The sequence below is a fragment of the Bremerella sp. JC817 genome (assembly GCF_040718835.1).
Taxonomy (GTDB): domain Bacteria; phylum Planctomycetota; class Planctomycetia; order Pirellulales; family Pirellulaceae; genus Bremerella.
Map to the genome: position 1 here is coordinate 17023 of NZ_JBFEFG010000281.1, position 24921 is coordinate 41943.

At 56.9% G+C, this 24921-nt stretch carries 16 protein-coding genes; 11 read left to right on the forward strand and 5 right to left on the reverse strand.

Annotated elements, in window-relative coordinates; genetic code table 11:
- Positions 1–172 precede the first annotated feature (172 nt).
- The 3 genes from AB1L30_RS23285 to AB1L30_RS23295 all read left to right on the forward strand — a co-directional run bounded on the left by AB1L30_RS23285 (position 173) and on the right by AB1L30_RS23295 (position 4543).
- Entirely contained in the window at positions 173–3442 is a 3270-nt protein-coding gene (locus AB1L30_RS23285) for a response regulator (RefSeq protein ID WP_367016505.1), read from the forward strand.
- A gap of 260 nt (positions 3443–3702) precedes the next feature.
- Positions 3703–3873 (forward strand): DUF1328 domain-containing protein, encoded by a 171-nt coding sequence (locus tag AB1L30_RS23290; RefSeq protein WP_345092941.1) that lies wholly within the window; start codon positions 3703–3705, stop codon positions 3871–3873.
- A 169-nt stretch (positions 3874–4042) separates the two neighbouring features.
- The gene (locus AB1L30_RS23295; protein WP_367016507.1) at positions 4043–4543 is read left to right on the forward strand and encodes a hypothetical protein; all 501 of its coding nucleotides are present in this window, start codon (positions 4043–4045) and stop codon (positions 4541–4543) included.
- 31 nt (positions 4544–4574) lie between these two features.
- Here the strand turns inward: AB1L30_RS23295 and AB1L30_RS23300 are convergent, their stop codons facing one another.
- Positions 4575–6041, reverse strand: coding sequence for a sigma-54 dependent transcriptional regulator (locus AB1L30_RS23300; RefSeq protein ID WP_367016509.1), 1467 nt, complete (start codon positions 6039–6041; stop codon positions 4575–4577).
- Positions 6042–6488: 447 nt separating this feature from the next.
- On the opposite strand from AB1L30_RS23300, the gene dps reads away from it, so the two are divergent.
- Entirely contained in the window at positions 6489–6965 is a 477-nt protein-coding gene (gene dps / locus AB1L30_RS23305; RefSeq protein WP_367016511.1) for a DNA starvation/stationary phase protection protein Dps, read from the forward strand.
- A gap of 267 nt (positions 6966–7232) precedes the next feature.
- Positions 7233–9788 carry a protein kinase family protein gene (locus AB1L30_RS23310; protein WP_367016513.1) on the forward strand — a complete coding sequence of 852 codons (2556 nt, stop codon included), beginning with the start codon at positions 7233–7235 and terminating at the stop codon, positions 9786–9788.
- Here the strand turns inward: AB1L30_RS23310 and AB1L30_RS23315 are convergent.
- Complete coding sequence (locus AB1L30_RS23315; RefSeq protein ID WP_367016515.1) at positions 9785–11794, reverse strand: VWA domain-containing protein; 2010 nt, start codon at positions 11792–11794, stop codon at positions 9785–9787. The two genes, AB1L30_RS23310 and AB1L30_RS23315, sit on opposite strands and share 4 nt — an antisense overlap.
- 190 nt (positions 11795–11984) lie before the next feature.
- Between AB1L30_RS23315 and AB1L30_RS23320 the strand changes: the two genes are divergently transcribed.
- Positions 11985–15614, forward strand: a complete 3630-nt coding sequence (locus AB1L30_RS23320) for a caspase family protein (protein WP_367016517.1) — start codon at positions 11985–11987, stop codon at positions 15612–15614.
- Positions 15615–15773: 159 nt separating this feature from the next.
- Positions 15774–15980 (forward strand): hypothetical protein, encoded by a 207-nt coding sequence (locus AB1L30_RS23325; protein ID WP_367016519.1) that lies wholly within the window; start codon positions 15774–15776, stop codon positions 15978–15980.
- A gap of 6 nt (positions 15981–15986) precedes the next feature.
- Here AB1L30_RS23325 and recQ read toward each other — a convergent pair whose 3' ends face one another.
- Together recQ and AB1L30_RS23335 are read right to left on the reverse strand one after the other, a co-directional pair.
- Positions 15987–18173 carry a DNA helicase RecQ gene (recQ, locus tag AB1L30_RS23330; RefSeq protein WP_367016521.1) on the reverse strand — a complete coding sequence of 729 codons (2187 nt, stop codon included), beginning with the start codon at positions 18171–18173 and terminating at the stop codon, positions 15987–15989.
- 167 nt (positions 18174–18340) lie between these two features.
- Positions 18341–19501 (reverse strand): DNA-binding transcriptional regulator, encoded by a 1161-nt coding sequence (locus AB1L30_RS23335; protein ID WP_367016523.1) that lies wholly within the window; start codon positions 19499–19501, stop codon positions 18341–18343.
- A 216-nt stretch (positions 19502–19717) separates the two neighbouring features.
- Here AB1L30_RS23335 and AB1L30_RS23340 point away from each other — a divergent pair, with 216 nt between their 5' ends.
- Positions 19718–20866 carry a Gfo/Idh/MocA family oxidoreductase gene (locus AB1L30_RS23340; protein ID WP_367016525.1) on the forward strand — a complete coding sequence of 383 codons (1149 nt, stop codon included), beginning with the start codon at positions 19718–19720 and terminating at the stop codon, positions 20864–20866.
- 202 nt (positions 20867–21068) lie between these two features.
- On the opposite strand, the gene AB1L30_RS23345 is transcribed toward AB1L30_RS23340, so the two are convergent.
- The gene (locus tag AB1L30_RS23345; protein ID WP_367016527.1) at positions 21069–21260 is read right to left on the reverse strand and encodes a hypothetical protein; all 192 of its coding nucleotides are present in this window, start codon (positions 21258–21260) and stop codon (positions 21069–21071) included.
- A gap of 218 nt (positions 21261–21478) precedes the next feature.
- On the opposite strand from AB1L30_RS23345, the gene AB1L30_RS23350 reads away from it, so the two are divergent.
- From AB1L30_RS23350 to AB1L30_RS23360, 3 genes are all read left to right on the forward strand, one after another.
- On the forward strand, positions 21479–22000 hold the full coding sequence (locus AB1L30_RS23350; RefSeq protein WP_367016528.1) for a shikimate kinase: 522 nt from the start codon (positions 21479–21481) through the stop codon (positions 21998–22000).
- 369 nt (positions 22001–22369) lie between these two features.
- Positions 22370–23698, forward strand: coding sequence for a DUF5690 family protein (locus tag AB1L30_RS23355; RefSeq protein ID WP_367016530.1), 1329 nt, complete (start codon positions 22370–22372; stop codon positions 23696–23698).
- A gap of 17 nt (positions 23699–23715) precedes the next feature.
- The gene (locus AB1L30_RS23360; RefSeq protein ID WP_367016532.1) at positions 23716–24879 is read left to right on the forward strand and encodes a TIGR03364 family FAD-dependent oxidoreductase; all 1164 of its coding nucleotides are present in this window, start codon (positions 23716–23718) and stop codon (positions 24877–24879) included.
- Positions 24880–24921 lie beyond the last annotated feature (42 nt).

Genomic DNA, 24921 nt, shown 5'->3' on the forward strand with positions numbered 1-24921 from the left:
CTCGCGAGACCACGCAGCCTGGTTTTCTTGGGTGCGTGGTTTCATTTCAGCGCGAAAATGGTAAGGTCATTCGGCTAAGGATGATGTGATTTCGTGGTCTCCCTGAAACCGATCGCGAGTCGCAGGCTAATCACCATCATGTGATGCAATAAGAGATAGGCAAACCTCGCTGATGTCGTCTAATACGCCCACCGGAAAACTTTGGGACGCAAGGTTACGGTCTATTCTTGACGCATCGCCTGACGCCATCATCGCTATTGACGAATCGGGCGACATCGTCGACTGGAACAAGCAGGCAAACACCACGTTCCAGTGGCCGCAACAGGTTTCTCGACTGCGCCTCTCCGACCTCTTTAAAACAGAGGATCTGCACGAGATCATTTCGAGCATCATGACGCTGACCGATGCCGAAGCGAGCGGTCAACGCATCGAACTGGTCGCCCGCCGAGCCGATGGTAACCTTCTGCCGGTTGAGCTTTCCATCGGTCGCGTCGCGATCTCTGGCAAGACTTACTTCAACGCCTTCGTACGTGATATTACGGAATGGCGGCAAGAGGAAGAACTGCACAGCCGCAAGTTGCTGGAAGCCGAACTGGTCACCCAGGCCACCACCCACGCAGCCACCGCTCAGACGTTCACCGAATCGCTGCAGAAGCTTTTGAACATTGTCTGCACGCAGATCAACTGGCCGTTCGGTCATGTCTGGATGCCGTACGATTCTGGCTTGATGCTCGCCTCGTCGCACATCTGGTATCAAAACTCGGATCTCGACATCTCTGAGTTCATTGAAAAAACGCAAAGCACACAGTTCCGCTACGGTGAGGGCCTGCCTGGCATCATCTGGAAACGGCGAGAGCCCGTTTGGATGAACGAGTCCGATATCAGCAACATGGTTCGGATGAGTTCGTATCAGGGTACCCCCATTCGATCCGCATTCGGTTTCCCTGTAATCGCGGACGGCGACGTGGTGACGATCCTCGAGTTCTTCCACACCGAATGCGTCGAACAGGACCAGGCTCTGCTCGATATTGTCCGCCGAGTCGGCGAAGAGATCGGCAAGATCGCCCAATCGCGACGATTTGAACAACAACGAGCCCGCTTGGCAGCCATCGTCGATTCTTCGTACGACGCCATCATTGGCAAGACGCTCGATGGTCGTATTTCTAGCTGGAATTACGGTGCCGAGCTTGTTTACGGGTACAAGCAAGAAGAAGCCCTGGGACGTACAACGAACTTCCTGCTACCAGAACAACAGGAAACAGAAGAGCCAGAACTGCTGGAGGCGATGCGGAGCGGCGAACGACTCGAAGAGTTCGAGACCGTCCGAGTCCGCAAAGATGGCCAGACGATTCCGGTCAGCGTGACCCTTTCCCCTGTCGTCGATTCTTCCGGTCAGATTGTCGGGTCTTCGACGATCGAGCGCGACATCACCGAACGTCGCCGGGCAGAAGAAGAACTGCAGCGGGCACGCGACTCCGCCATCCGTGCCAGTCGAACGCGAGCGGAGTTTCTAGCGAACGTCAGCCACGAACTTCGCACGCCAATGAACGCCATCATTGGTATGACGTCGATGGCCTTAGACGAGCAACTTTCGCCTCAGCTCCGCGACTATTTGACGACCGCCAAAGACTCGGCCCACTCGCTGTTAACGCTCCTGAACGACATCCTCGATTTCTCAAAGCTGGAATCGGGCAAGTTCTCGATCGTCAAAGAGCATTTTATTCTGGCGGACGTGGTCGAAGAATCGATCAAAACGCTTTCCAATCAGGCCTTCGCGAAAGGTTTGGAATTGGTTTGTCGCATTCCGCGGAATCTCCCTCGCGAAGTGATCGGAGATGGCATTCGGCTTCGCCAGGTGCTGACGAACCTGATCAGCAACGCCATCAAATTCACCGACCAGGGAGAAATCGTTGTCGCAATCGAAGTGGTGCGAATCTGGCCAGATGAAGCCCGGTTCCGCTTCTCGGTTACCGATACTGGGATTGGAATTCCGGCGGAAGAACAGCAGCGGATCCTGGAACCTTTCACCCAGGTCGACTCGTCCTCGACTCGCGTGCATGGCGGGACAGGTCTTGGCCTGGCCATCAGCTCTGAGCTTCTCCGCATGATGGGTGGGCGGCTTTCGCTGGTAAGCGAAGTGGGACAAGGAAGTAACTTCTCGTTCCGTCTCTCCTTTGAACTGCCTACGGTTCAAGGAACCGACACAATCGACTCACTGCCGTTCGACAAACTGGATGGCCTGCCCGTTCTGGTGGTCGACGATAACGCGACCAACCGAAAGATCATCGCTGAAACCCTGACGATGTGGGGGATGAAGCCGCTGACCGCCAACGATGCACCTCAGGCCATCGGCATCTTGCAGCAGAACCTAGAGAACAACATGTCATTCCCATTGGTCATCGTCGACGCACTGATGCCAGGGATGGATGGTTACGAGCTGTCGAAAGAGATTGGCAAGCTTCGTCCCGAATCGGAATCGCCTGTGATTCTGATGGTGTCTTCGGCCGATCGTCGTGAATTCCGCGATAACGAAAGCAACGTCAATATCTCTGCGTTCGTCCAGAAACCGGTCACGCAAACCGATTTAATTCGCTCGATTTTGCGGGCCCTGCGACTCTCGCCTCCTTCCCAGTCGTTGCCGGTCAACAGCAGCATCGGGGTGCCCTTGGCTTCGCTATCGGTCTTGCTGGCCGAAGATACCCCGGCCAATCAGAAGGTGGTGACCACCATGCTGAAGAAGCGCGGGCACTCGGTCACAGTCGCTCAGAATGGACGCGAAGCAGTCGAACTGTTCAAAAAGCAACGATTCGACGTTGTGCTGATGGACGTGCAGATGCCGATTCTCGACGGCTTTCAGGCAACGAGCGTCATCCGAGCTTTGGAACGAGGATCGAACACGAACACGCCAATCATCGCCATGACCGCACATGCTATGCGAGGCGACCGCGAAAAGTGCCTGGAAGCAGGGATGGACGCGTACGTTGCCAAGCCGCTTGATGTGAAGCAGCTGCTGGGCCTGGTCGAGAGCGTGGCGGAAGATCACCAGCCCGCCACTTCCGAAAGCCCCGAGAACGGCGGTTCTGCGAAAGCGATGGGAGAACCATCGACGCCGGTGGTCGATTACGCAGGGGCGATGACAAGGCTTGGCAACGATGCCGAGTTGTTCAGCGAGTTCATTATTTACTACGACGAAGACTCGAAACAACTCATCGAAGAGATCGCCAACGCGATCCAAACCCAGGCGACTGGGGACCTTCATCGCGCCGCCCATAATCTCAAGGGTTTGGCCTCGAATCTTGGCGCACAACGCGTTGTTAATGCCGCCTATCGCCTGGAACGCCTCGGGAAGAATGGCGAGCTCTCGCAAGCCCCTGCGGCTCTGGAAGACTTGCGCACCGAAATGGCGCGTCTGAATAAGGCCCTGGAAAACTATCGCGATTAGGTCAACCTGACGCGACTGGTTCTTCGCAGACCACTTCTTTGCTGTTTTGGACTGACAGCGACCACTTTGCTATCAGCAACAATGGCTAAAGAGCGAATCCAGGCCGTTTTTACCCCGGTTTCTCGATTCGTCTCCACCTTAGTTATGAATTGGCACGCCATCTGCGATTAGTTCTTTCCAGAATCAACTGGCTAGTCCAACCCAAGGATGGCCAGTCACTTACGCAAACGACTTCTGAATTTCAAATAAGGAATGAAGCCATGTTGAGTTGGGCTATTATGTTTCTGGTTATCGCACTGATCGCTGCTGCTCTTGGTTTTGGTGGTGTCGCTGGTGCGGCGACCGGTATCGCCAAGATCTTGTTCTTCGTGTTCCTGGTCTTGTTCCTGATCAGCTTGCTGTCGGGTGCAATCCGTCGACCAGTTTCCTAAGCGACTTAGCGGCGTTGCCAGGAGGGTCGCTACAAGACCCTCCTTTCCGAGCACGTTGAGGCCCGCAAGGGTACACGAAATCCAGCCAAGGAGTTTCGATTTAAACCATCACGCATCAGCCCATTCAGGTTGATGCGTTTCGTAATTGTTGAGGCAGCAGACAATTCCCATGGACGCTCCATCCCATCCCAAGCCGGAAGTCCAAAATCTAGTCGCAGAAATCGTGGAAGGTCTTCGCGAGTACCAATCCGTTCTCGTGGATTCGGCAGGTAAAGTAACAGACTCCGACGTCGCCAAGAAGCTTTACGCGTTGGCAGGCGAGCATGCAGAGATGGAAGGCCAACTCCGCTACTTCGGCGGACAGAACATTTCCACAACCGCTCGCTCAAACTCACCATTTCTGAATCAAATCCGATCGCTCGTTCAACGGCTTCGGCGGTTCGGCGACTTCTCGAAATCGCAGCTTCTTCTCTGCGAAATCATACAGACGGAAGACCGGATGATCCGCCGATTTAACGCGTTGATCGATCAGATCTCAGATTTGAAATGGCGCAGAAGGCTGACGGTTCAACTGAATCAACTATTGAACATGCGCGACGGGCTCGGAAGAATGAGCCAAGCCAAGCGGGCTGAACGCCCAGCGCCCGGCAACCATTTGTCACCGGGCTAAAGTCGCGTTCTCAACGGAACGAACTCGGACTCTATTCGTCCGAATTGATCACGTGGTCGATCGAAATATTTAGCGATCGAATCTTATTTCTCAGGCTGCCACGGGTAATCCCCAGCTTCTCGGCTGCCTTGGACTGATTGCCTTCGGTGGCCGTCAGAACGCGCGTCAACAGTTGGCGTTCCATCCACTCTAGGGCCTCAGCGTACATGTCGGAGGAGTTCGCCGATTCCAATTGCAGCAAAAAGCTTTGAAAATCAGCACCCGTTCCGCCATTGCTAACGACCGGAGCCTCTCCGATCGGAGCCGCCACCGGGCTGACGGGTGTATCGCCTTCATGCAGCTCGCCGGGGAAGAATTCCGGAACCAAGACGGGGCCCACCGCCATCAACATGGCTTTTCGCAACACGCCTTGCAGCTCGCGGATATTGCCCGGCCAGGCATAGTCCAGCAACAGCCGAACCGCATCGTCCGAAATACCAGAGATCTGCTTGTTGAGTGACTTGTTGAACCGCGACAGGAAATGCTCCAGCAGCAAACGCACGTCCTCGCCACGTTCACGCAGCGGCGGCAAATTGATTTGGAACGTGTTCAAGCGGTGATAAAGGTCCAGGCGGAACTCGCCATCCTCGATCATCTGTTCCAGATCGCGATTGGTAGCCGAGATGATGCGAACATTCGTCTCGATCGTTTCAGTGCCACCAACCCGCTCGAACTTTTGTTCTTGCAGCAGTCGCAGTACCTTGCTCTGAGTGGAAGGAGACATATCCCCGATTTCGTCGAGGAAGATCGTTCCGCCATTGCACTGCTCGAACTTGCCGATGTGGCGACGATCGGCGCCGGTGAAGGCCCCTTTCTCGTGGCCGAACAACTCGCTTTCCAGCAGGGTGTCCGACAACGCCGCACAGTTGATCGCCATGAAGCACTCGTTGCGGCGCGAGCTGTGGTGATAAATAGCCCGGGCGATCAGTTCTTTACCCGTTCCACTTTCGCCGAGAATCAGCACGGCGACATCTTGCGGTGCGACACGCCCAATTTTCTTGTAGACGTCCAGCATGCCCTGACTGCGACCGACCAGCAGGTCCCCCTTTTCGGTACTGGGGGCAGCTTCCTGCATATGCACCGGCGACTGCATCAGGCGGCGGGTATCGAAGGCCCGATCGACCAGGTCTTGAACTTCCTGCTTGTTGAGTGGCTTCAGCAGGTAGTCGTACGCCCCCCGCGACATCGCCTGGATGGCTGTATCGCTATCGTTCATCGCGGTGATGAAGATAATAGGCAGCTTCGGGTCGAGATGGCGAATCTGCGTCGCCAATTCCAATCCGTTCGCTTCGTGCAGCATGATGTCCAGAAGGAGGGCATCGGGCGATTCTCGTCGAATCAAATCGATCCCTTCTTCCGCGACGCTACACGTAAGAACCGAGACATCGGTCTCTTCAAACGTCTTCTCCACCAAACGGTGGACGGTTCGATCGTCATCGATCACTAACAATTTGGGCATAGAGGGCTCCTGGCCTGGGCTTTGCCTAATTGTAGATAAATGCCGAAGTGTCTGAAATGGGCAGAACTCGAAGGAGCGTCAAAAACTCGTTCGGCAAACCACTTTAGGAACAACTTCCAACAAACAACTCAATCAAACAAGGGTCGCTTCCCTGCCACTGCGATCGATTTTGGATCAGCCCCCTCGTCTTGCCCTCGAGGATTAGCCGTCTGCGTCGATCCGCAACTTATCAATCTATAGATGCCATAGACCCTTATGTTACCGGTCTCTAGCAGCTTTCAATATCGCCTAAAAGGCCACCAAATTTCAATCGCTAATCGTGAAGTCCGAAGGTCCGGCATCGTTTTGGGCAGCTTGGCACGAGATTTTCTTATCTCCTGGTCAACGCCCCCTGGTATTGGAAATACCAAGGCACCGTTCCCTGAATCAACAACCAGGAGCCTGATCATGACCATGGAATTCAAACGACACGTTCTCCCTGAAGGCAAAGCCAAGCCAACCGCCGAGCATCTCCAGAAAAACTTGATTGCGCTAATCGACCTTTCACTGGTCTTAAAGCAAGCGCACTGGAATGTCGTCGGCAAGAACTTCCGAGCCGTCCATCTGCAACTCGACGAGATCCTGCTGACTACGCGAGAAGCGACAGACACCGTCGCCGAACGCATTGTGATGATTGGCTTCTCGCCAGATGGCCGCTCAAGCACGGTTGCCAAAGAGACACCCCTCTCGGAATATGCCACCGGCTTTGTTGGCGTCGACGAGACCGTCAAGGCAGTTGCCGACGCGCTGCAAAAGACGATCTCCGAGCTTCGCGACTCCATTGAAGTCCTCGACGACTTGGACCTGGTGAGCCAGGATCTGCTGATCGCGACTTCCAGCGAACTGGAAAAGCATCTCTGGATGGTTCAGGCTCAAGAGCTCTAAACGATCAAGGCTAGTCCAAAGCCTCGAGCACGCCGGCGTAATTTGTCTCCCTCGCTTCCGCCGGCGTGCTTATTTTCTTGATCCACTGCCGACGAACGGCTTCTCTTGCGAACCTCTCAAACTCTCCAGGTTCCGGTAAATCTCGCGAAATCCCCTTGCCTCGCCGCCCCTGTTCGGTCGAAACTTCAACCTATGCTAGTAGTGCCTGGTAACGATCAGGCTCGCTTGTTCAGGAGCTGACTCGTCTAACCAAACCAGGAATCTGGAATGTTCAATCAGGGAGATAAGCCGATCGCCGGATATCGGCTGGAGCGATTTCTCGGCCGTGGTCAATTCGGCGAAGTCTGGGCAACCGAGGGCCCCGGCGGATCGCTTGTCGCCTTGAAGTTCATTGCCCTTCAGCAGAAGACTGGCATCCGCGAGTTAAAATCGATCCAGGCCGTAAAACGCATCAAACATGCAAACTTGTGCAGCGTAAATGCAATGTGGTTGGTCGGGCACGATGGCACTGTGCTGGATGACTACGAAATTGATCTGCTAATCCGCAATCAATCACGAGAAGCTCCCAATCAGACACTGGTGATCCAGCAGACCCAGGTTCTGCACAATCCGCAGTATCTGGTCGTCAGTATGACCTTGGCCGAAGGAAGTCTGGACGAACGCCGGGAAAGCTACGGAACCGGAGGTATTCCGCGCGAAGAATTGATGGATTACATGCTTCAAGCCGCGCGTGGCATCGACTATTTGAACTCGCCGGTCCATCAAGTTGCGGGCGAAGTGGTCGGCATCCAACACCGCGATATCAAGCCTGCCAACTTGCTTTACGCTGGCGACTCGGTCCTGGTGGGCGACTTTGGCGTCGCCTCGGCATTTGGTGAATACGACACCGAAGCCACCAGCGTCGTCGGGAGCCTTTGCTATATGGCTCCGGAGTCGATCAAGAAGACTCCTTCGCATAACTCCGACCAATATGCGCTGGCAATTACCTATTACCAACTACGAACGGCTGCCCTGCCCTTCGAGCCGACCGTTTCGTTTGCCGAACTGGTCGAAATCCATGTCCGCGGCAAGCTGCAATTTCCCCTGGTGACCGACGTCGAAAGAGCTGCCCTCGCCCGGGCAACCTCAACCGACCCCAAACAACGTTTCCGGAGCTGTGTCGAGTTCGTCCGGGCCCTTGATGAAAATACTCAACAAACAGCGGCCGCCAACCCAGCCGCCGCCGGACTGCCGCTGGGTGCGATCATCGGAAGTGCGATCACAACCGTCGTGCTGATCGTCCTGCTCGTCTGGTCTGCCTTTGGAAGAGGCGCAGCCGAAGGGACCACGACACCTCCAGCCGGAACTTCGCCAGAACCGCATACCCTGGTCTTCGCACCTGAACAAACGGAATATGAAATCACCATCGTTCCACTAAAGCCAAGGGAACACTTGCAGACCAAAGGAAAGGGGGCGGCGACCCTCGATTTGTTGCCGACCGACAAGCTGCATATCGTTGCCAGCAGCAAAAACCCGCTCTATCAGTCGTACGATCAAGAGATCAGCTTCGACGATCTGGTACGTGACGACTGGAAGCTGCAGCTTAAGCCGCTTCCCGCTGATGAGATGCTGAAACAGATCACAAAGCTGGCGGCCAACGATCAGTGGAACGAAGCCGCCCAGTTGTTTGCGAAAGCGGTCGCCATCCATCCCGATATTCAGTCCGACCTCTCTCCTGAATCGGTCGAACTGCGGGGAACGCCGGCCGCCATTGGCCAATCGCACGCCCACCAACGTCTGGCGACCGCGATCAGTGGTGATGCTTCGAGTTCGCTCGGAATCCTACCGCTCAACCAGCCCGTCGAAGCGGCCCAGGAAGTCGCGATCACTGGGATTCCGTACCAGATCCATCTTCCGTCGAAAGCCCCATGCGCCGTGCTGATGCAAGATAGTGTCGCTTCGGTCGTCTCGCTTGGCCCCTTCGACGAACCGTACGAAATCAACCTCGGAACCGACCAGCCGACCGACATCGCCTATCGCCAGATCACGTCGTCGGCGCTGTCTCCTCAGGCCGAAGCGATCGTCGTTGGGCACGATGCCAACAAGGTTTCGCTGCTGACGATTGGCAACGGAGATCGCCCCGTGCAGAAGTCGGCTGAAGCTTCTTTCCCGTCGCGCGTCGACGCCGTCGCGTTCGATCCTGCGGGCAAGTACTGCTTCGCTATTAGCCAAGAAGGGGAAGGACGCCGTTGGCCGTTGACAGACTTTAGCGACGCGTCGGCCAACGCATTCCATGTCGATGGACTCGACGAAGAAGTCTTAGCAATCCATCCGGTTTCGGAATATCGCTTCTTTGCGTTTACCGAAACACGTCTGCTCTCGATTACACTGCAAGACGACGGAAAGACTGCGGTCGAGCCCGTCACCGACATGCGTGCCACTTTGATGGTGAGCCGCCTGACGAACGACCACAAGCATCTGGTATTCTCGACGCAAAGCGAGGCCCAGCCCCTTTCGATCGTGCCGGCCGATAAGCAGGAAGCGGCCAGTGCCAAACCGCCGGTAATTCGGGGGATGATCGAAGACTTCGATATCTCGGCCGATAGCCGCTGGCTGATCTACGTCGATTCCGACGGAGCGATCTTTGGAATCGACCTCCATGCGCAATCACACGAGCCGAAAATGCTCCTCGCTTCGCAAGGGGAGCGTATCAAATACATTCGCCTCTCGTCGAGCGGAATGGATGTGGTAACGCTCTCGGAAGATGGCACGACCACCTGGTGGAACCTTGCCCAGTTAATCCTGACCGCCGGAATGATCGACGGCGAGTCGACGTCCAACTAGTTGGATGTCAGCAGCAGTTCCCCTTCTTTGGGGAAGTAAGGCGTTCCGGTCTTGCCGTCTTGCGCATCCCATCGCATGTATTTGCGAATGACCTGCGCCTCTTCCGATTCGGGCCAGAACGCAAGGATGTGAATCAAATGCTCGCGGGCCTGTGCCGGATCTGGCTGAAAATCGGTCGCGGCACTGGCTCCCCAATCACCACACTGCAGCCCTGCCAGCATCCAGTGCGACCGGAGCGACATCTTCAGCTTCGACGCCTCGCTGAACTCGGCGATCTCTTGATAACGCCGCACTGCAGCCAGAAAGTCCTTTCGCACCAACAGAGCGTAGTCCGCTTCGATTTCTGCCTGTAACAGGCGATCGTTCAAACTTCGCCGCGCGTCGTAGGCCTTGCTCAAATAGGCGATCGCTTTCTGCATTTGGATCCGCGCCGCGTCGACGTCCCCTTCTTCTTCCTGAGTCTTGGCCAGGTTGTAGTTGGCGCTGGCCAGCAAGGCAAAGGTGAAGCCATTCGCTTTCGGATCGTTGGCCATCGGCGTCAACAGGTCGGTCGCCATATCGAGGTTCTTCACCCGCAATTGCGGATCGACCGAGATGTCGACCGACTTCTCGATCATATCCATTGCGGAGACCAATTCCGCTTGTTGCTTGGGTGACAGTTGGCCCAGAATCCCAGGCCAGAAATCCCGCAGGTCGGTCCCCTGCTCACTTCCTGCAGCCTTCGCCAACTGAGCAATCGCGGCGTCTTGCGGTTGCGTTTGCGAGATCGCTTTCAGGTACGAAGCGATCAAGATGTCGTCTTTACCACTCGCCGAAAACGACGCAACCGGCTTCGGCGAATTTGGCACATAGACTTCCGACTGAACGTCTTCCAACTCGCGATTCGCCCGCAGGTCACCAACAATCAAAATGTCGGCTCGCAGGCGAAGGCAGAGTGCTTGCGGCCACTGAGCAGGATCGACTGGCCCTGCCTTAAGCCGCAGGAACTCTTGCTCGATCTGACGACTGGAAATCGCTTTGATGTTCGGCAAGCGTCCCAGCGAATAGCGAAGCTGCGTGGCGAATCGGACGCCTGGGTCTTCGTGATAGAAGGTCATCGCGTTCCACGGCACGTGCGGCATCACCGCGACGCGAAGCGTTTTCTCAGGGCCGAACTTCTCGCTGGCGATCTGCCTGGCGGCATGGATATCTTCTTCAGTGATCGCCCCCACGAAGGTGAAGTCGGCCCGCGGACGTCGCGCGGCATCGACTACCTTCTGTTTAATCTGCGAGAACGACAGGTCCAGCATTAAGCCGCCAGTCCGCGAAGTCATCTGGCCCATAAAGTTTCGGGTTTTGTCGACGACTGCCGTAAACGCATCGAGTTCTTCCGGGCGGCTTTCGCAAAGCAGCCCATGCACGTTAATCCCTCGCTGATTGGCCAGATTCACCAACGCGTCAGTTTCGTACCAGCGGCGCGACTGCGTGGTCGCTTCTTCAAACGAAGAATCGTACGGGGGCGCATCGGTGATCAACATCAGCCAACGGGTCGCCTTCGGATCATCCGACCATTTCAAGTCTTGAATCGTCTTGAACAATGCCAGATCGACCGCCTCTGGAAAGTAAGGACGCCCAGATTGAGGCTGCAGCGATGCGATCATCTTCGCAACGCTCTTGTCGTCGGCCGAGAATCCCTGCGAGATCCCCACCAACGGTTTATTGCTTTGACCACTATCGGCGAACGAGATCACAGCGACTTCCACTTTCGCGCCGCTGGCTCGCTTCAAGTCGGCGATGACCTGGGGGATTTTCTCGCGAATCCCAGCAAGCTGATGTGCCATGCTCTCGGTGGTATCGACCAGAAAGGCAACCTGAATCGCAGGCGTCTCTGGCCGGATCGCGTCGAGAAAGCTTCCCTGGAAGATGCCCATGCTCTTTGCTTCAGGAGCGGTGCGAACGTTGAATATCGAATCGAGTGCGGCGGCGGCAGTCGGCTGATTCTCTTGAGCCTGAAGGGTGGAAACCACCCAGACATTCACAATTAGTACGCAACCCAACAGTCCAGCGATCGATAATCGAGAGCGTCGAAACGATTCAGTGAGACGCACGTTACGTACCTCGTGTTGCTTAACGTGGCAAAATTGGCTGGCCTTGGTTTCGCCGGTCATTGTAAACTGCCTCACGTGGGCCTGGGAACGGTTAATCCGAAAGTGCATCATGTTACGACTCCTCCAAGCAAATCTGATCGCCTTGCTGGTGGTTATCGCTACGAACCCCCTGGCGGTTGCTCAAGAAATCTTGCCGGCGGAAAGTATTTTGCCCGGGCAAGCCGATCGGCCGAAGTTTCCGCCCGAGATGCTTCCCGCCGAGTCGGTCGTACCCGGCCTTCCGGTGAAGTCGAACTCGCCACAGCCGATGCCGAAGGAAGACCCCTCCCCGAGCGATGCGAATGCGCTGCCGGGCGAAGACCAGCTTCCCAACGTGAAAACGGTGCAACAGGTAATCTTGCCGGAAGATCCTCCGTGGCTGCGACTGAACCTGGATGGCCCCACCGCGCCGGTCCAATCGGTGGCGTTCTCGCAGGATGGGCAACATTTGCTGGCAGGCGGTAACGATAAAATGCTGCATAGCTGGCTCGCCGCGCCGGCCATGGCAGGTCAGGCCCCACGCTGGATTTACGAGAATCCGATTCGCTGGCAAGTGCAAAGGGCGACACGTGGCGACATTCATGCGCTCGCCGCACTCGATGGTAAGCTCGCCTTCGCGGGAATCGGCGCTTCGGCACTGACCGGCGAGATCGTGCTTGCCGATCAAGGACGCATGGCGTTCGAGCGGACCTTGTTCGACGTTCAGAAAGGCCCTCGCTCGCAGATCCTCGACCTGGCAGCCACATCGACCGGGCTCTTTTCGCTCGACTCGGAAGGAAACGTGCAGTACTGGTCCGCTGATCCGATGACCGGCAAATGGTCGTTCCGCCCTGGGACCTCGCCCAAACCGGCCGTGCCGTTCGACGCCGCTCAGCTTCGTTCGTGGCGACTTCGCGGTAGCCGTGTCGCCTCGACCGATGATCGAACGCTTTTCTTCCCCGTCCTGGTTCGCGATGACCGCGGCATCCCCTTCTGGCGAATCGCTCGGTGGAAATCAGATGGCCAGAACGCCGCTCTTTTACCGCAACTAACGCACGAGTTCCCAGGCGGAATCGGAGCGATGGCGTGCAGCCGAGACGGCCAACGGATTGTCGCGGCCGATATCAGCGACTCCGGCACGCTTCTGCTGGTCGACCTCAGCGAACCCCAAAGTACGCTGGCCATTCCCGCTGCTGCGAATGTGCGCGATGTTGCCATGTCGGCCGATGGCACGAAGGTCGCAGCGGTCGTCGCGCGTTCATCCCAGGGACCATTCGAGCTGCGGATTTGGTCGTGGCCCGTCGGACAGAAGCCTGCGCCGGTCGCGACGCTTCCTTTATCGACGATTGCCACCGGCTGTGCCATGCGAAGAGATGGCCGCTTGCTGGCAGTCACGCAGGAATCGAGTCTTGTTGTCTATGACTTGAACGACTTGAACAGCCCCCTTCGATTAACGACACCAATTGTGACACCGACGAAAGTCGCGTTCACCCTCGCTGCCGACTATCAATTGCTGATCGATCAGAGCTCCACAGGAAACGCACCGGCCAATTCGGCCATTCTGTTCGATACCGCCAGGCGGGGTTATTCCACTGTTGATCAGCGACCGGCGGTGGTCCCCTCGAATCCCTGGCAAGGGAAATGGTCACTTGCCCAAAGAGCGGTCGACCGAGGTACCCGTCTCGTCTACGACCTCACCCAAGATGGCAAGCCGTACGCCACCATTCCCGAAACCATCTTGAACGGCTCGCGCGTCGTTTCGGTCTGCTGGCTGGCGATGGGAGAAGACCGCGACGCTCCGACGCACATCGCCGTCGGGACAGTCGGCCGCAACCATGCCTATCTGCTCGACATTCGCAATCCCGAGAAAATCACGGTCGTGCGTGAGTATCGCGGACACGCGTCGGCGATTCGTGCCATTGGCGTTTCTGCCGATCAGAAGTACCTGACAACCGGCAGCGACGACGGGCTGGTCAACATCTGGAAGCTAACTGAAGAGCAGCCATCGACGGCGCTGCAAAACCAATGGGGTGCCAATTTCCAGCAGATCGGCGAGCAGTTGGTGGTAGCCGAAATCATTCCGGATGGTCCGCTTTACTATCACGGGGTCCGCAATGGCGATGTCGTTCAATCGGTCGCCATCCGTGAGGACGCCAATCCCGACGCACCGCTGGACGATCAAGCCGCCAGTGAGAAGTTGATCGCTGACGTTGCCGCGCTGCAGAAAGTCCTCCGTGAAACGCGTGGCGACACGATGCTTCGTTTCCAGATCGTTCGCAACGGTGCCCAACAAAAACCGTTCTACCTTCACCCGGCCTGGCAGCCGCTTGCTTCGCTGGTAGCCACCAACGATCGCGAGTGGGCCTACTGGACGCCTTATGGTTATTACGATGCCTCGTTCAATGGGCACAAGATGTTCGGCTGGCAGATCAACCGTGGCATCGATCAGGCCCCCGACTTCTTCCTGGCTGCGGAACTAAAGCAACAACTCGAAAAGCCGCGTGTGATGGAAAAGCTGTTGAAAGCAGGCAGCCTGAGCGAAGCGATGCGCGTCGCGAAGGCGGAGGTTCCTTTCAATTTACACAATCGTCTAGAGGCCCTGGCTTCGCTGCGACCTCAGATCACGATCGATTCCCCCACGGCAGAGAGTGACCTCGCAGGCGGCGAAGTGATCGTCGAAGCCACGATCGAGGTGCCAGCCGGTTCGCAACTGCTGACGCCGAAAGTCTTCGCCAACGGAGTTCCGGCCGTGGGAACGTTGGATCATGAAGTCGGGCCCGGACCAGCGCAGGCGAAACAACATAAGCTGCGCTGGCGTGTCGCGTTGCCGCCAGACCCGCGCGTTCGCCTGGAAGTCATCGCCGCCACCGCCGATGGAATCACCGCGAATCAGTCGCTGACGGTAGCTCAGTCGACACCTGACCGAGTCATTCCGCCTCGGATCTTCGTGATCGCGGCCGGCGTGAGCCAATATGCGGACCAGCAGATTCCACAGCTCGACTTCGCGGCCCAGAACGCCAAAGCGTTTACCTCCGCTATCCAGCAGCACGCGCAACAGTCGAATGTCGAAGCAATCGTGTTAACCGACTCCAACGTAACGCAGCCGCTCTGGAACGTTGCCGCCGATACCATCTGGCAGCAACTTGCCGAGTCGGCTCGGCCGCAAGACGTGGTGCTGTTCTTTCTGTCGGGGCATGGCATCCGCGACGTTGAATCTCAGCGGTACTTCTTCCTGACGAGCGATAGCCAGTTTAACGATGTCGCTGGAAGGCGGTACGAGCGTTGCCTTTCATCAGAAGACTTCCAGCGGTACTTCGCCGGAATCCCATGCCGCAAGGTCGCGATCCTCGATACCTGCCACAGTGGTGCGATCCAGCCTCTGCGGCAAGACGATTTGAAGGTGATGCTGCGAGCCCTGGAAGAAGACGTTGTCTTCACGATCACCGCCAGCGAAGGGAATGAAGAAGCCTTTGAATCGCGCGATCGGCAATTGGGGCGGTTCACGGCCCGGCTTGTCGAAGCGATCTCCGGCGGCGCCGATCAATCGCAATATGCGGGCAATGGCGACGGCCAGATCAGCCTTAGCGAAGTGGCCGCGTACGTTCAGGCAACTGTCCCTCAGGATGCGGCCGCTGCCGGGCAATCGCAGCACCCGACCATCTTTCCCCGCGACCTGTTTCCACTGATCGACGTCACCCTTTCCCGCAGCGAGACAAAATAGCTTGCTCACCACAACGACTCGTGGCTGGTTCGTTCGCTTCACGAAACCTCGTTTATCGTGGTTACACCCGAACCTGGCCCCGCCTGGGGGCGTCTACTCGGAAGCTTATCGACACATTGTTTCGACGATCCTGTTTCACACTCGGTTAAGGAATACGCCATGTCGTGTGACTGGAAGCAATTTTTGCAGCGAGAACTTGCCCTACTCAGCGATCCCCGCGAATCGGCTTCGCTGGGACCAGGTCTGAGTCCGGCCTTATCTACCAACAGCTTCCGCAAGCAACGACATAATCCGGTGCAATCGCCACCACCCTGGCTTTGTCGCCGCATGAAACGTCCCGCCCAGCGCGGCGGACCGCGGGTTTAGTCGGCGTCAATCGCGGTTTTGCAGACATGCGATCACAATCCGAATTTCCTCGTACGAAACGTCCCCACCCAGATGCTCGTGGATGGGGCGTAGCGCACGCTGACCGCACTCGTGCACGGCGTCTTCGATACGTCGTGCCGTGGCGCCAGTTACCCACGCGGTCGGATCTTCCAGCTTCTGTTCGCGGACGAACTGTTCTAAGTAGCCCTGCACCGTCGAGTTCGCTCGGCCAATGATCGAGGCAACTTCGTCGACTGTCTTGCCTTTGGCAAACAGCGTGAACGCATCTTTTAAGGCCGGGGCCTGATTCTTAGGAGGCTCGCGCCGAGGGGCCGCGATCACTTCCGTCTCCATGGCGTCGACTTCCAGGCCTTCTTGCTGACAATAGCTTTGGATGTGCTGCGTGAAGTCGGCTCCATAGTCAACGCACTTCTTTTCGCCCACCCCTTTGATCAAGCGGAAGCTTTCCAGAGTGGAAGGGCGATGGCGAGCCATCTCGCGGAGGGCACTGTCGCCGAAGACGATGTAGGCCGGAATGCCTGCTTCCTCGGCTTTCTCGCGTCGCAAGCTTCGCAACGACTCGAACAAGCCGCGATCGACTCCTTCCCAGTCGTCGCCACGTCGCTGCTTGCGCGGTCGCTCGTCTCGTTCGCCGTCTGGCTTGGTTAGCTTCGGGATCACTTCGCCACGAAGAAGTTCGCGTCCGCTGGCGGTCAACTTTAAGACATTGAACTCGCCGGTTTTGCTGAGGAATCGCTGTCCTACCAGTTGTTCGATCCAGGTACGCACCGCGCGGATGCTTTGATCTTGCAGCAGCCCGTAGGTACTTAGATCGTCGTGCCCAAGTTCCAAAATCCGCTTGTCTTTCGAGCCGCAAAGTACCTTCGCGTTATGATCCGCGCCGAAGCGTTCGCCGGTGCGGATGATGCACGATAAGATCTTCTGACCGAGTATCAAACTGTCTTCGACCAGATCGACGGTGCCGAGGCAGACATCACATGCCTCGCATTCTTCCTCTTCCAATTCTTGCCCGAAATAGCTCACCAGCATTCGGTGGCGGCATTCAGTTCCGATGCAGAAATGATCGAGTGCTTCCAGCGAACTGAAGGCGGCCTGTTGCGCGGTATCAGGCAAGTCGCCGAGCATTCGTTTCCAGGTCACGAGGTCGCCGCTGGAATAAAGCAGCACGCATTCCGCTTCCAAGCCATCTCGGCCAGCTCGACCACTTTCCTGCTGATAGCTTTCCAGGCTCTTGGGCATGCCGGCATGCACCACGTAACGGACGTTCGACTTATCGATCCCCATCCCAAACGCCACCGTCGCCACAATGACGTCAACGCGTTCCTGGATGAAATCGTCTTGATGGGACTGTCGTTGTTCGTCGCTTAGCCCAGCATGATATGGCAACGCCTTAATGCCGCTTTCGTTGAGTTGTTCTGCAATCGATTCAACATCCGCGCGGCGAATACAATAGACCACGCCCGACTCGTTGGGATGGCGAGCGACCACTTCGCGGATCTGCTCGAAGCGGTCTTTGCGGCGTTCAACCCGATAGACCAGGTTTGGTCGATCGAACGAGCCGACCAGAAACTCCGGCCGGACCAGGCCAAGCTGGGAAGCGATATCGTCACGAACGCGCGGAGTTGCTGTGGCGGTATAGGCGTGGATGCCAACGCCTGGGAAGCGATCTTTCAGCATCCGCATCATGCGATACTCAGGGCGGAAGTCGTGCCCCCATTCGCTGATACAGTGCGATTCGTCGATCGCGAAGAACGAGACGTCGACGCTGGCCAGAAAGTCGAGCGTTCGATCGGAAAGCAACCGTTCCGGAGCGAGGTAAAGCAGTTTGGTCTCGCCACTGCGAATATCGGCGGCGATCGCCCTTCGCCCTGCGGGACTGACGGTGCTGTTGATGCATGCGGCCTTGATGCCGCACGCATTGAGGGCGTCGACTTGATCTTTCATCAACGAGATCAACGGCGAGGCGATCACAGCCAGGCCCGGTTTGCAGAGGGCGGGTACCTGGTAGCAAAGCGATTTACCGCCACCGGTCGGCATGACGACGACCGAATCGCGATCGTCGAGCACCGACTGCATCGCCTCTTGCTGAAGCGGACGGAAGCCGCCATAGCCCCAATACTGCTGCATCGTCGCCAGCAAATTCTCGCTGGTTACCGGCGAAGAAGAATCCATGGGGGCAGCCTAATCCTATCGTTGCGTCGACCTCGAACCTCGCCCCCGGCACATCCACTGCGATACCGCAGGCAAGGCCATTCAGTGTAGAGATGTCCACGCAAAGTGACAACCGCTTGACCTTTTTGGCGGTTGCCTTGAGAACCTTGCCGTCGGCTGTCAAACGCTTAGTTTGGCTGAACTTTGCGGCGATAAGCGGTCGGTGAAAGTCCCGTTTTTTTGCGGAACGTGGCGCTCATGTACTCGACATGCTCGAACCCGGCCCGATCGGCGATGTCACCAATGCTGAGGTCGGTGTCGTGCAGAAGCTGACGCACCTTGTCTAGGCGTTGATGGACGATCGCTTCGTGCGGGGTCTGCCCGGTAATCTGCTTGAAGCGGTACTCGAGAATTCGACGGGTACTGTCGACCGCCTTCAGAACGTCACCCACATTGATCCCATCACAGGCATGCTCGCGAATGAACTGCATCGCCATACCCACCAGCGGATCCTCGGTCGCCAACACATCGGTCGATCGACGAGTCGCGACCCCCAGCGGTGGAATCAACTTCTTATGATGCTGCGGCGATAGCCCCTTCATCATTTGATCGAGCAGCTTGGCCGCCTCGAAACCGGTGCGGCGACTGTCAGGGATCACGCTCGACAAGGGTGGCGAACAAAGGTCGCACAGCAATCGGTCGTTGTCGACGCCAATCACCGCGACTTGACGCGGAACGTCGATTTCAAGTTCGCGACATGCTTCCAGCAGCAGTTGCCCGCGGATATCGAAGCAAGCCATGATACCGATCGGCTGCGGCAAACGTTCGATCCAGCGGTCGAGCTTCTGGACATTCTTCGGCGTCGAGTTCTTACCATCTTCGCCGGTCGGCATATCGAGCACATGACAAACATGACCATGCTCGGCCAATGCTTCCACGAAATACTTTTCGCGAAGCTTGCTCCAAGCAAACGACGAATCGCCGCAGAACGCGAAGTTCGAGAAGCCACGCTGCAGAAGATGTTCTACCGCCATCTGCGCGATCGCCTGGTCGTCCGTTTCGACCCAAGGCAACTCTGGCAACAACCGCGCCGCGCTGACGTCAACAATCGGAATATCGAGAGGTTTCAAAGCGGCGGCGATCTCGGGATTCTCGACCCGGGCAATGATGCCATCCCCTCTCCACTGCTTTAACCACTTAGGCGGCTTGGCTCCGCGTCCTTGCTCCGGAAGAAAGATCGACCAACGCTGGTACTCTTCCATGTAACGCACGACTCCGTCCAAGAGCCCACGTGCGTACTCGTTGGAGGTCTCGATCAATAACGCGACCTCTTTGCGAGGTTGGATCATGGTCGTCCTCTGGGTTGTAAATCAAAGTGCGGACAATTGGGAAAAGGGGACGGAGAGTCATTATGATAGCCAATTTACGGCGGAAAATCCCCCTCATGTGTGAAATACCTCTTATAGAGTGCAAGTTTTCTCATGGCTATTCGTGAGAAGGTTTGTACTCTAAGTACATAAGCTTCTGCCTATCACCTCGTCTTCCTACCCCCACCAGGTACCAAAATGAGCGAAAGAACCATTAACGTTGCGATGATCGGTTTGGGATTCGGAGCAGAGTTCATTCCGATTTACCAGGCTCACCCCAACGCAAACGTCATCGCCATTTGCCGCCGCGACGAAGCTTCCTTGCAGAAGACCGGCGACATGTTCGGAATCGAAAAGCGATATACCGAGTACGACGACGTTTTGGCGGACCCAGACGTCGACTTTGTGCATATCAATTCGCCGATTCCGGATCATGCCTGGATGTCGCTGCGTGCCCTCGACGCCGGCAAGCACGTGATGTGTACCGTTCCGATGGCCACCACGATTGACGAATGCCGCCAGATCGTCGAGAAAGTCGCTGAAACCGGCTTGAAATACATGATGGCCGAAACGGTCGTCTACAGCCGCGAATACCTCTATATCAAGCAGCTTTACGAATCGGGCGAATTGGGCAAGGTTCAGTACATGCAGGCCTCGCACCCGCAAGACATGCAGGGCTGGCCAGAATATTGGGAACGCATGATCCCAATGCACTACGCGACCCACGTCGTCAGCCCCGTTCTCGGCCTGGTGGATGGACTGGCCGAGTACGTGAGCTGCTTCGGTTCTGGTTCGATCAACAATGAACTGGCCAAGAAGTCGGGCAATCCGTACGCCGTCGAATCTTGCCATATCAAGATCAAAGACAGCGACACGGCCGCTCACATCTGGCGATTTCTGTTTGATACGGCTCGTCAGTACCGCGAAAGCTTCGATGTCTACGGCACGAAGAAGAGCTTCGAATGGTCGCTGGTCGAAGGGGAACCGCACGTTCTGCACACCGCGAAGCTGCCCGAGCACGAAATCGCCTCGCACGTCGAGATCCCTGATTTCGCTCACTTGCTGCCAGAACCAATCCAGAAGTTCACCCAGTCGATCGAAGACGCCGGGCATCTCTCGTTCATCCAGGGCGGCGGCCATGGTGGCTCGCACCCTCACCTGGTGCACGAGATGATCAGCTCGCTGCTGGAAGACCGCGATCCGCTGCCAAACGCGGTGACTTCGGCCAACTGGACCTGTGTTGGCATTTGTGCCCACGAGTCGACCATGAAGGGTGGCGAACTGGTTCGTTTGCCAGAATTCACCCTGCAGAAACCACAAGTTCGCAAGACGGTGGGTGCTTCGTAAGCGAAGCATTCAACCTCGAACGAATCGTTCTTACGGAACGGGAAGACCTGCCTCGGTTATCCCGTTCCGTTTTTTTATGCGCCGATACTCGGCTTCGAAATGCAAGACGCTCGGGATGCCAGAACCTGGCGCGCCGAGCGTCCAATCTTGGGATGGGGTACCGAACCGAGTTCGGTTCCGGGGTGCCTGAAGGCCATTCGGCCTACAGGGCTTTGCCGATCACGAGTGCTTGTCGCTTGTAGCATTCGCTACGACGCATGAACTTGGCCTTGGCTGGTTGGCTTTTGGTCAAGTCGGCCAGGTGGCGATACTTCGCACAGAGGGCCTGTTTAACAGCAAGTTTGTTTTCGATCTCGGTCTTTGTCGTCATATAGAACGATGCCTCTAGGGACATATGGATGGATTCACGCGAATCCGAACCGGCTGATTCTACCTCCAGGGTGCCCTAATTACCTATCCCTGTTTGCCTGTCAGGAACCAAATTCGGGAAGTCCCAGAAAACTGCTTCTTTTCCGCGCGATTTTGGACATTCGTCCCTTGGCAATCGCCCCTGGTTTAAGCGATATAGAAAGGAGTGATTCCACGCAAACGTTCCCCCCTTTCAGAGATCCTATGACGGCTGCAGCAGGTTCGAATGTCACGCTGATCGGTATGCCAGGCTCCGGCAAAAGCACCATCGGTGTTGTGCTGGCCAAACGCATGAACCTACAGTTCGTCGATACCGACCTGATCATTCAAACGACGCAGCAGCGGACGCTTCAGCAGATCATGGATGCCGACGGCTTCGACAAGTTCTGCCAGATTGAAGAGTCGGCCGTGCTCACCCTCGACGTCGAAAAACATGTGATCGCGACCGGGGGCAGTGTTTGCTATGGCCCGGACGGGATGGCCCACCTCAAGTCGCTTGGCAAAGTGGTCTTCCTGAAGACGAGCCTGCAAACGCTGGAGAAGCGACTTTCGAACATGGCAACCCGGGGCATCGCCCTGAAACCAGGTCAGACGCTCGAAGGACTCTTCCACGAACGCAACGCACTCTATACCCAATACGCTGACCTCACCATCGATTGCGATGGCCTGAACGTCGAACGAATTAGCGAGCAAATCGAGGCAGGCCTCGCGCCCCCTTCCACTTAGGCGGTTTCAGCTTGCTCTTCACGCTTAACGCATGCCATCGCGTCTGGATCGTAATGATCGCAGGGTGTACCGGCGCTGCTACCGACCACGTAACCCTTTCTCTCACAGCACCTTAGGACATCACCCGTTTCTATCGAGGCACTTATCCGGCAGCAGATTGCTGTTAAGGCGTGATGAAGCCCGCCGGGGGAACTCTCAATAAAGTCAGCGCAAAACGTCATCGGCGTGGGCAGGTCGTTTTCGGATAATAGAGTCCGAGCATGCATGTTGTTCGCCCGTGTCTTTGGGGCCGATAACGCCGCTCGATCGTGACGGACAACGAACCTCGCCGAACCATTGCTGGCCCTGATTCGCCGCTGAAATTCAACCGTGAATTCCGCCCACTCCGCCCCTGAGACCGACTCGAATCCTTCTCGCTGGCGCGTCATTTTGACGGCGGCAGCGGCTGGCTTTCTGACCTACTTCGCGATGTACGCCTTTCGCAAGCCGTTCACCGCGGCTCAATATTCAGGCGAAAGCTTGTGGGGAAGTGGCGTCGAATTGAAGACGTCGTTCGTCATCGCCCAGATCATCGGCTATGCGGTCTCGAAGTATCTGGGGATCGACCTTTGTACGCGGATCCCAGATCGTTTTCGGGCGGTCGCATTGATCGGACTGATCGGGATCGCCGAACTTGCCCTGGTGCTGTTCGCCGTCGTGCCGGTTCACTGGAAGGTACTCGCAATCTTTCTCAACGGCTTACCGCTGGGCATGGTCTGGGGCCTGGTGGTGCGTTACTTGGAAGGACGCCGCGCGAGCGATTTGCTGCTGGCTTGCCTTTGCTGCTCGTTCATTGTTTCCAGCGGCGTGGTGAAAGATGTCGGTCGCGGCTGGATCGATTCAGGCGTCGATCCTTACTGGATGCCGGCCGTCACCGGTCTTTGCTTCGTGCCAATGTTTTTGATCGCCCTGGCGATGCTGGCTTGGTTGCCCGCCCCGGATGCGTCCGATATCAAGGCCCGGTCGAAGCGCGGCGAAATGAGCACGACCGACCGTTGGCAATTTGTTCGCAGCCAATGGAACACCCTGTGGCCGCTGCTGCTGTTCTATACCGGCCTGACCGCCTATCGCGATTTCCGTGACAACTATTCGGTCGAGATCCTCAATAACCTTGGCTACGCTGAAGCCCCGGCGATCTTCTCGCGGATGGAACTTCCGGTCGCGTTGGTCGTGACGTTGGGGCTCGGACTGTTGATTCTGGTGCAAAACCATCGTCACGGTTTGGTGGCGATTTATAGTTCGATGTTGGCTGGTATGCTGCTGGTCGGTATCGGCACGGCTTTGATTTTCTCAGGAGCAATCTCTGGCCTGACCTGGATGATCCTGGTTGGTGTCGGCAGCTACCTGGCCTACGTTCCCTTCAACGCGGTGCTCTTCGAGCGGCTGGTTGCCCTGCGGGGAACTGGCAGTGCTGTGTTTGGCATCTACCTGGCCGATGCCCTCGGCTATACCGGAAGCATCGGTGTGCAACTTTATAAAGACCTGGGAGCCGACTCGATCGATCGATTGACCTTCTTCCAGAACTATTCGCTGATCCTGGCCGTCGCAGGCTTCTGCTGCCTTTTGATCAGCGGTTCAGCAATCTTGATCGGCAACTGGCAAGACTCGGCCGTGACGATTGCTCCACACCAGTCCGCTGCCGACGCGGCTTCTTCCTAGCAGTGAAACGAGAGAATATGCATTACGATTTAATCGTCATCGGTGCCGGCATTGCTGGTCTTGGACATGCGTGGGCCGCGGCCAAACAGGGACTTTCGGTCGCGGTCTTCGAAACGAACGCTCGGGCCGAAGGTGCCAGCATTCGCAACTTTGGCATGGTGTGGCCAGTCGGTCAGCCTGCAGGTCCTCAACGAGCCTTGGCCCTGCGAAGTCGAACTTTGTGGCGTGAACTTGGCGCAGCCGCTGGCTTTCCGGTCCATACCTGCGGATCGATCCACCTGGCCCACCACGACGACGAACTCGCCGTGCTGCAAGAGTTCGCTCATTCGTCAGCCGCCGATGGTCTGGATATCGAACTGGTGACGCCAGAACAAATCGCCAGGCTGACCCCCGCCGTGAACCCAACTGGTTTGAAAGGTGGACTCTACAGCCATACCGAACTTCGCGTGACCCCGCCGATCGCTGTCAGTTCAATTGCCGCGCATCTGGCGGATGCCCACAACGTTCAGCTCCATTTCAATACGCCGATCACCAAGGTTGAATCGGGCCTGGTGCTTTCCGCGCAAGGCGAAAGCTGGACGGCCGATCGGATCGTGATCGCGTCGGGCGCGTATTTTCAGCATCTATTCCCCGAGATCCACCGCGAAGAACGTTTGCTCCTATGCAAACTGCAGATGCTGCTTACCGAGCCGCAGCCAGCCGACTGGCAACTTGGTCCTCATATTGCCAGTGGCTTGACGCTGCGGCATTACCCTTCCTTCCGCGATTGCCCTTCGCTGTCGGCCGTGAAGGAACGCTTCGCGAAAGACTCGCCCCGACTCGATCGCTTTGGCATCCATGTCATGGCCTCGCAGGCCGACGGCGGTGGCTTGATCCTGGGTGACTCGCACGAATATGGCGACGACATCGAGCCCACCGACAAATCCGAGATCGACGCACTGATGCTCGCAGAATTGCAAAAGATCATGCAGGTTCCCAACTGGAACATCGCCCGGCGCTGGCATGGTCTCTACGCGAAGCATCCCAGCAAGATGTGCTTCGTCCGCGAAGTTTGTCCTGAAGTGCTGGTCGTGAATGGCTTCGGCGGCAACGGCATGACGCTTTCGCTGGCCTTCTCGGAATCGATCATCCATCACTGGAAGAACTCGGCGCAGTGGGAAGTGTTGCACGGCACGAACTAGCCCTGCCACCCGCACCTTCCTTTCCCCTTGCTGGACCGCACC